Here is a 6,700-nt window from a genome sequence, read left to right as displayed (position 1 = left end):
GAACAGGTCGCCGACGACGTTCATGCCGTCCATGAGTGGGCCTTCGATGACCTCGATCGGCTGCCCACCGCGCTGCTCGATGAGCTTGCGCAGCTCCTCCGTGTCGGTCTCCGCATGCTCGTCGATGCCCTTGACCAGCGCGTACGTGATCCGCTCGGCCACCGGCAACCGGCGCCATTCGTCGCTCGCGGCCTCGGCCCGCGCGCCGTCGCCGGCGTAGTCGCCCGCGATCTCCAGCAGCCGCTCGGTCGCGTCGGCGCGCCGGTTGAGGACGACGTCCTCGATTCGCTCGCGCAGCCGCTCGTCGACCTGGTCGTAGACCGCCAGCGCGCCGGCGTTGACGATGCCCATGTCCATGCCGGCGGCGATCGCGTGGAACAGGAACACCGCGTGGATCGCCTCGCGCACGGCGTTGTTGCCGCGGAAGGAGAACGACACGTTGGAGACGCCGCCGGAGACGAGCGCACCGGGCAGGTTCTGCTTCACCCAGCGGGTGCCCTCGATGAAGTCCACGCCGTAGTTCGCGTGCTCCTCGATGCCCGTGGCGATCGCGAAGATGTTCGGGTCGAAGATGATGTCCTCGGCCGGGAACCCGACCTCGTCCACCAGGATCCGGTACGCCCGCTCGCAGATCGACTTCCGACGCTCGAGGTTGTCGGCCTGGCCGGCTTCGTCGAAGGCCATGACGACCACAGCCGCGCCGTACTTGCGACACAGCCGCGCCTGCGCGCGGAACTTCTCCTCGCCCTCCTTCATGGAGATCGAGTTCACGATCGGCTTGCCCTGCACGCAACGCAGACCGGCTTCGATCACCTCGAACTTCGACGAGTCGATCATGATCGGGACCCGGCTGATGTCCGGCTCACTGGCGATGAGCTTCAGGAAGCGGTCCATCGCGGCGAGGCCGTCGATCATGCCTTCGTCCATGTTGACGTCGATCACCTGCGCGCCGTTCTCGACCTGCTGGCGCGCGACGGAGAGCGCAGCGGCGTAGTCGCCGTCCCGGATCAGGTTGCGGAACTTCGCCGAGCCGGTGATGTTGGTGCGCTCACCGACGTTGACGAACAGCGACTCGTCGGTGATGGTCAGCGGCTCCAGACCGGACAGCCGACAGGCGGGCTCGACCGCCGGTACGACGCGCGGCGCGACGCCGTCGATCGCTCGCGCGATGGCCGCCACGTGGTCCGGCGTCGTCCCGCAACATCCGCCGAGCAGGTTGATCATCCCGCTCTCGGCGAACTCCCGCACGATCGCGGCGGTCTGGTCAGGGGCCTCGTCGTACTCGCCGAACGCGTTCGGCAGACCGGCGTTCGGGTAGCAGGACACGAACGTGTCGGCGATCCGCGAGATCTCGGCGATGTAGGGCCGCATCTCCTGCGCGCCGAGCGCGCAGTTCAGCCCGACGAGCAGCGGCTTGGCGTGACGGACCGAGTGCCAGAACGCTTCGGTCACCTGCCCCGACAGCGTGCGACCCGAGGCGTCGGTGATCGTGCCGGAGATCATCACCGGCCAGCGCCGGCCCCGCTGCTCGAACAGCGTCTCGACCGCGAAGATCGCCGCCTTCGCGTTGAGCGTGTCGAAGATGGTCTCGATCGCCAGCAGGTCCGCGCCGCCGTCGACCAGCCCGTTGGCTGCCTCCAGGTAGGCCTCGACGAGCTCGACGTAGCTGACGTTGCGCGCCCCCGGGTCGTTGACGTCCGGTGAGATCGACGCGGTCCGGTTCGTCGGACCGATGCCGCCGGCAACGAACCGCGGACGGGTCGGGTCGGCCGCGGTCACCGCGTCGCACTGGGCGCGGGCCAGCCGGGCGGCCTCTAAGTTGAGCTCGTAGGCGAGCGACTCCATCGAGTAGTCGGCCAGCGAGATCCGCTGCGCGCTGAACGTGTTCGTCTCGATGATGTCGGCGCCCGCGTCGAGATAGGCGCGATGGATCGCACCGATCGCGTCCGGCTGGGTGAGGGTCAACAGGTCGTTGTTGCCCTTGACGTCACTGCCCCAGTCGGCGAAGCGCGCGCCGCGGTACTCCGCCTCGCTGAAGGTGTACCGCTGGATCATCGTGCCCATCGCACCGTCCAGCACCAGGATGCGCGATTGCAGCAGGGCAGTCAGCGCTTCCGTCGCATCCGGGCGAAGCGTAGGAGACTCGGGCACACCCGATTGTCTCATTCCGCGACCGTCACGCTCCCGGATTTAGCCCTGCGGAGCGGCAGAGGCCCGTCAGCCGGGCCCACGGCGAGCCGCGCCTGAAGGTCGAGTCGTCACCTGATGGCGCAGCGAACGGAGCTGCGCCACGTGGTCGCGCGGGTGACCAGGACGCCGTCGGGTCGCACCTTCACCGACACCGTCGCCGTGGCGGTCCCGGCCTTGCGCGGCGATCCGGTGATCACGCCGGTGGCCGGGTCGATCCGTAGCCCACTGGGCAGACCCTTGGCGGAGTAGCTCAGCCGCCCCGGCAGGCGCAGCCACCTGCCACCGGCGTTGGGCTTGGGTGACCAGAACACGCCGCAGTTGATCGACAGCGCCTGGCCGACCGCACCGGTCTCGTGGTAGTCGCAGGTGTAGCCGACGACGACTTCGAACAGCACCGACAGATAGGCGGTGTTGCCGACCGTGTTGACTGCCTTGAAGCGGGTGGTGAACGCGCCGACCTGCGTCGGAGTGCCACTGACGACGCCGCTGTCCTTGTCGATCGACAGCCCGGGCGGCAAGCCGCTGGCGCTCCAGGTCAGGTCCTCGCTGTCACCTGAGGCGATCACCGCCTGGGCGCTCACCGGGTCCTTGGCGATCGCCACGAGGTAGGCCGGCTGGCCGGATGCCGTCGACAGGCCGATCGGGTCGACCAGAAGGGTCGCGTCGGCCGACTGGGTCTGGCCGTCGCCGTCGGTCACGCTGATGGTGAGCGGGTAGCTGCCCGACAGCGTCGGCGTACCGGTCACGACCCCGGTGGTCTGCGAGGCAGCCAGTCCGTCCGGCAGCCCCTGGTAGGCCCACGTGACGTGCCCGCTGCCCCCGGTGACCGTGTACGGCGCCGCGTCACGCATCGGCGTACCGACGCCTCCGTAGATGTCCGTTCCCGAGGTGACCGGGGTGAGGGTGAGCGTCGGGTCGTCAGCCGAGGCGGCCGAAGGTACGGCGAGCACAGCCGCCGCCGCTGCCAGGGCAATCGCAGCCACGCGCGATCCAGCCGCCACAGCCACCAGCCCTCCCCGCGGCGCGCCGCGCCACGTCCCCGTCTCAGGGACTAACGGTAGGACGCCGGTTCGGGTGACGACCCCCAGCGCCCTTCGACGTCGCCGAAGTGCCACACCGCGAGGGCGATCGCCCACACCGCGACGAACAGCCCCACCACGACGAAGCCGGCGGTGTTGATGTTGAAGTTCGACATGAACCGCATGAACGGGTCATCGAAGGAGAACTCCGACTGGACCAGGCCGAGGATCTCGATGGTGCCGATCACGAAGGCGGCCATGACCGACAGCCCGGTGATCGTGATGTTGTAGAAGACCTTCCGGATCGGTGTCGCGAAGGCCCACCCGTACGCGAAGTTCATGAAGCACCCGTCGAGGGTGTCGAAGGTGCTCATCCCGGCGGCGAAGAGGATCGGCAGCGACAGGATCGCCCAGAACGGCAATCCGCTGGCCACGGCCGAGCCGGACAGCACCAGCAGCGAGACCTCGGTGGCGGTGTCGAATCCGAGCCCGAACAGCACCCCGAGCGGGTACATCTTCCAGGGGCGGTCGACCCGCTCGGCGAAGCCGCCGAGCAACCGGTTCATGAGCCCCCGCTGGGCGAGCCGGCGTTCGAGCTCGGCCTCGTCGAAGGCGCCGCCGCGCATCTCCCGGAAGATGCGCACGATCGAGACCAGGATCACGACGTTGAGCGCCGCGATGAGGTACAGGAAGGTGCCCGACACCGACGTACCGATGATGCCGGTGACGTGGTGCAGACCCGATCCGTCGTCCGACACCGCGCGGTCGAGGGAACGGATGCCGAAGTTGAGCAGCACCGCGAGCACGAACACGACGGACGAGTGACCGAGTGAGAAGAAGAAGCCGACGCTGGTGGGCCGCTGGCCCTCCCCCATCAGCTTGCGCGTCGTGTTGTCGATCGCCGCGATGTGGTCGGCGTCGAAGGCGTGGCGCATCCCGAGGGTGAGGGCGAGTACGCCGGTGCCGACCCCGAAGATCTTGACCTTCGCACCCGACCTCGACAGGACGTAGTGGTGGCCGACCGCCGACAGCAGGAGGGCGAAGCCCACCACGTAGAGCGCTACAACAGCGGCTCCCATCAGCCCGACCCGCAGCCACTCCTCGCGCGTCAGCGCGTTCCTCACGCGGTCGATCCGGACCATAGTTGCGACCATATCGCAACTAGCGTCAGTGGCTGCCGGGCCGCCCCTTGCACTGTCGGCACAGCCCGGAAAGCGCCACGTGCGCCGGGTCCAGCGCGAACCCGGTGGCGCGCTCGACCCGATCGACGGCCTGCTCCATCACGTCTGCAGGGAAGTCGACGATCCGGCCGCAGCGGGCGCACTGCCCGTGCAGGTGCGGTGGACTGCGATGCTCCCCCACCGACTCGGCGAGGTGGTAGGCGGTCAGCCCGCGATCGAGGTGGACGTGTTGCAGCACGCCGGCGGCCGCGAGCCCGTCAAGGGTGCGATAGACGGTCGCGCGATGCACCGACGCGTCGGCCGCGGTCACCCGTTCCAGCAGCAGCTCCGCGGACAGGTGCTCTTCCCTGGCAGCCAGGACACAGGACAACACCGCGACCCGAGGCTTGGTCACCCGCTGACCGACCGAGCGCAGCAGGTCGGTCGCCAGCTGCTGCGCCGTCTCCGGCGGCACAACGGCGGATGCCATGGGCACAGTCTGCTCCTACGATCACCGCCGTGACGCAGGAAGGCGACCGGGCGACGCGGCGCTACGACAGCCCGGTGCGCCGGGAGCGCTCCGCGAAGACGCGCGCCCGGATCGTCGACGCCGGAGCGTCGCTGGTCCACGAGCTGTCGTCCTGGGACTGGCGCGGCGTCACGGTCCGCGCCGTCGCGTCGCGCGCGGGGGTTCACGAGCGGACCGTCCACCGCCACTTCGCCACCGAGCGCGAGCTGCGTGCGGCGGTCCTGCAGCGGCTGGTCGAGGAGTCGGGGGTGGACATCGAGGGGATGCGCCTCGATGACCTGCCGAGCCACGTCAGCCGGCTCTTCAGCTACCTCGGCTCGTTCGCGCGCGAGGCTCCCCGCCGCCCCGAAGGCGTCCTCGCAGAGCTGGACGAACGCCGTACCAACGCCCTGCTCGACACCGTACGTGCGGCCGCGCCCGACGCGTCGGACGCCGAGCTGCGACGTCTCGCCGCGCTGATCGACGTGCTGTGGGGCATGCCGACCTACCGGCGGCTGCTCGACGACTGGGGCCTGGACCCGCAGCAGGCCGCCGACAGCGTCGGCTGGCTGATCGGGCTGCTCTCCGACGCGGTCCGCGACGGACGGCGACCCGGCTCAGCCGACGACGATCGGTAGCGTCTCCCAGCCGCGAACGGTCGAGGTCGAGCCAAGCCTCGCGCCGTCCCAGTCGACCTCCCACGTCGGGAAGCGTTCGAGGATCTCTTCGAGGGCGACCCGGCCCTCGAGCCGGGCGAGCGCGGCTCCCATGCAGTAGTGCACCGAGTAGCCGAAGCCGAGGTGTTGGCTCAGCGGCCGGTGGATGTCGTAGGTGTCGCCGTTCGGGTAGACCCGGTCGTCGCGATTGCCCGAGCCGAGCAGGAACAGCATGGCGCTGCCCTCGCGGACCGTGACGCCGTGGATCTCGACGTCCCTCGCCACGTAACGGGCGACGTGCGGACCGGGCGGTTGGTAGCGAACCGTCTCCTCGACGACGTTGGGGATCAGCGACCGGTCCGCGACGACCGCCGCCCGCTGGTCCGGATGCTGGGCGAGCAGCGAGCCCATCCAGCCGATCAGTCGGGTGGTTGTCTCGTTGCCCGCGCCGGCGACGACGGCGACGTAGGTGAGCACCTCCTGGCGGGTCAGCTTGCGGCGTACGCCGTGCTCGTCGTCGAACTCCGCGTTGAGCAGGTCGGTCATCAGGTCGTTCGACGGGTTCTTCATCCGCCAGTCGATGTAGTCGGCGAAGATGTCGCCTTCGGCGAACGACGCGTCGTTGACCACCATCTGCTCGCCCGCCTCGGTGCGCAGGTTGTTGTCGACGTGCGCGCGGACGGCGGCCTGGTCCTGCTCGGGAATGCCGAGCAGCATGCCGATCACCTTGCCCGGCATCTGCGCGCCGAGTTCCGCGATCAGGTCGAAGCGCTCCTCACCGATCAGCGGGTCGAGGTGTTGGGCGCAGTAGGCGCGCACCTGTGGCTCGATGGCGGCGATCCGGCGCGGCGTGAACACCCGCACCAGCAGGTTGCGATGGATGTCGTGGACCGGCGGGTCCTCCATGATCAGCGTGCCGGACGGCAGCTCGAGGTTTGCCTTGATGAGCTCGATGATCACGCCGCGCGCCGAGGAGAAGGTCTCCCACTCGGGCAGCCATGTCGAGATGTCGGCGTGGCGGCTCAGCGCGTAGAAGTCGTACTTGTCGTTGTAGTAGACCGGCGACTCGTCCCGCAGCCGCCGCCACATCGGGTACGGGTCGTTCGCCAGCTCGATGTCGTACGGGTCGTAGTACGGCGGGGCTTCGGCGGAGATCGTCACAACGTC

At 69.1% G+C, this 6,700-nt stretch carries 6 protein-coding genes; 1 reads left to right on the top strand and 5 read right to left on the bottom strand.

Annotation, left to right across the window (positions count from 1 at the left end; translation table 11 throughout):
• The 4 genes from metH to VG899_09930 all read right to left on the bottom strand — a co-directional run.
• On the bottom strand, positions 1 to 2,151 hold a 2,151-nt coding region (gene metH, locus VG899_09945), incomplete at its 3' end, for a methionine synthase (GenBank protein ID HWA66674.1).
• A 107-nt stretch (positions 2,152 to 2,258) separates the two neighbouring features.
• Positions 2,259 to 3,173 carry a putative Ig domain-containing protein gene (locus VG899_09940; protein ID HWA66673.1) on the bottom strand — a complete coding sequence of 305 codons (915 nt, stop codon included), beginning with the start codon at positions 3,171 to 3,173 and terminating at the stop codon, positions 2,259 to 2,261.
• 68 nt (positions 3,174 to 3,241) lie between these two features.
• Complete coding sequence (locus VG899_09935; GenBank protein ID HWA66672.1) at positions 3,242 to 4,351, bottom strand: HoxN/HupN/NixA family nickel/cobalt transporter; 1,110 nt, start codon at positions 4,349 to 4,351, stop codon at positions 3,242 to 3,244.
• Between the two features lie 25 nt (positions 4,352 to 4,376).
• Positions 4,377 to 4,859, bottom strand: a complete 483-nt coding sequence (locus VG899_09930) for a Fur family transcriptional regulator (GenBank protein HWA66671.1) — start codon at positions 4,857 to 4,859, stop codon at positions 4,377 to 4,379.
• Positions 4,860 to 4,888: 29 nt separating this feature from the next.
• Here VG899_09930 and VG899_09925 point away from each other — a divergent pair, with 29 nt between their 5' ends.
• A complete protein-coding gene (locus VG899_09925; GenBank protein ID HWA66670.1) occupies positions 4,889 to 5,515 on the top strand; it encodes a TetR/AcrR family transcriptional regulator in 627 nt (208 codons plus the stop codon).
• Here the strand turns inward: VG899_09925 and VG899_09920 are convergent.
• A complete protein-coding gene (locus VG899_09920) occupies positions 5,495 to 6,694 on the bottom strand; it encodes a cytochrome P450 (GenBank protein HWA66669.1) in 1,200 nt (399 codons plus the stop codon). The genes VG899_09925 and VG899_09920 overlap by 21 nt on opposite strands.
• Positions 6,695 to 6,700: the final 6 nt, after the last annotated feature.

The sequence above is a fragment of the Mycobacteriales bacterium genome (genome assembly GCA_035550055.1).
Lineage (GTDB): Bacteria > Actinomycetota > Actinomycetes > JAFAQI01 > JAFAQI01 > DASZTV01.
Note: the sequence above shows the minus strand (reverse complement) of the source record. Positions and strands in the feature narration are given on the sequence as shown.

Coding starts and splice junctions, on each gene's coding strand:
- VG899_09930 (HWA66671.1), bottom strand. CDS start 4,859: ATGGCATCCGCCGTTGTGCCGCCGGAGACGGCGCAGCAGCTGGCGACC.
- VG899_09935 (HWA66672.1), bottom strand. CDS start 4,351: ATGGTCCGGATCGACCGCGTGAGGAACGCGCTGACGCGCGAGGAGTGG.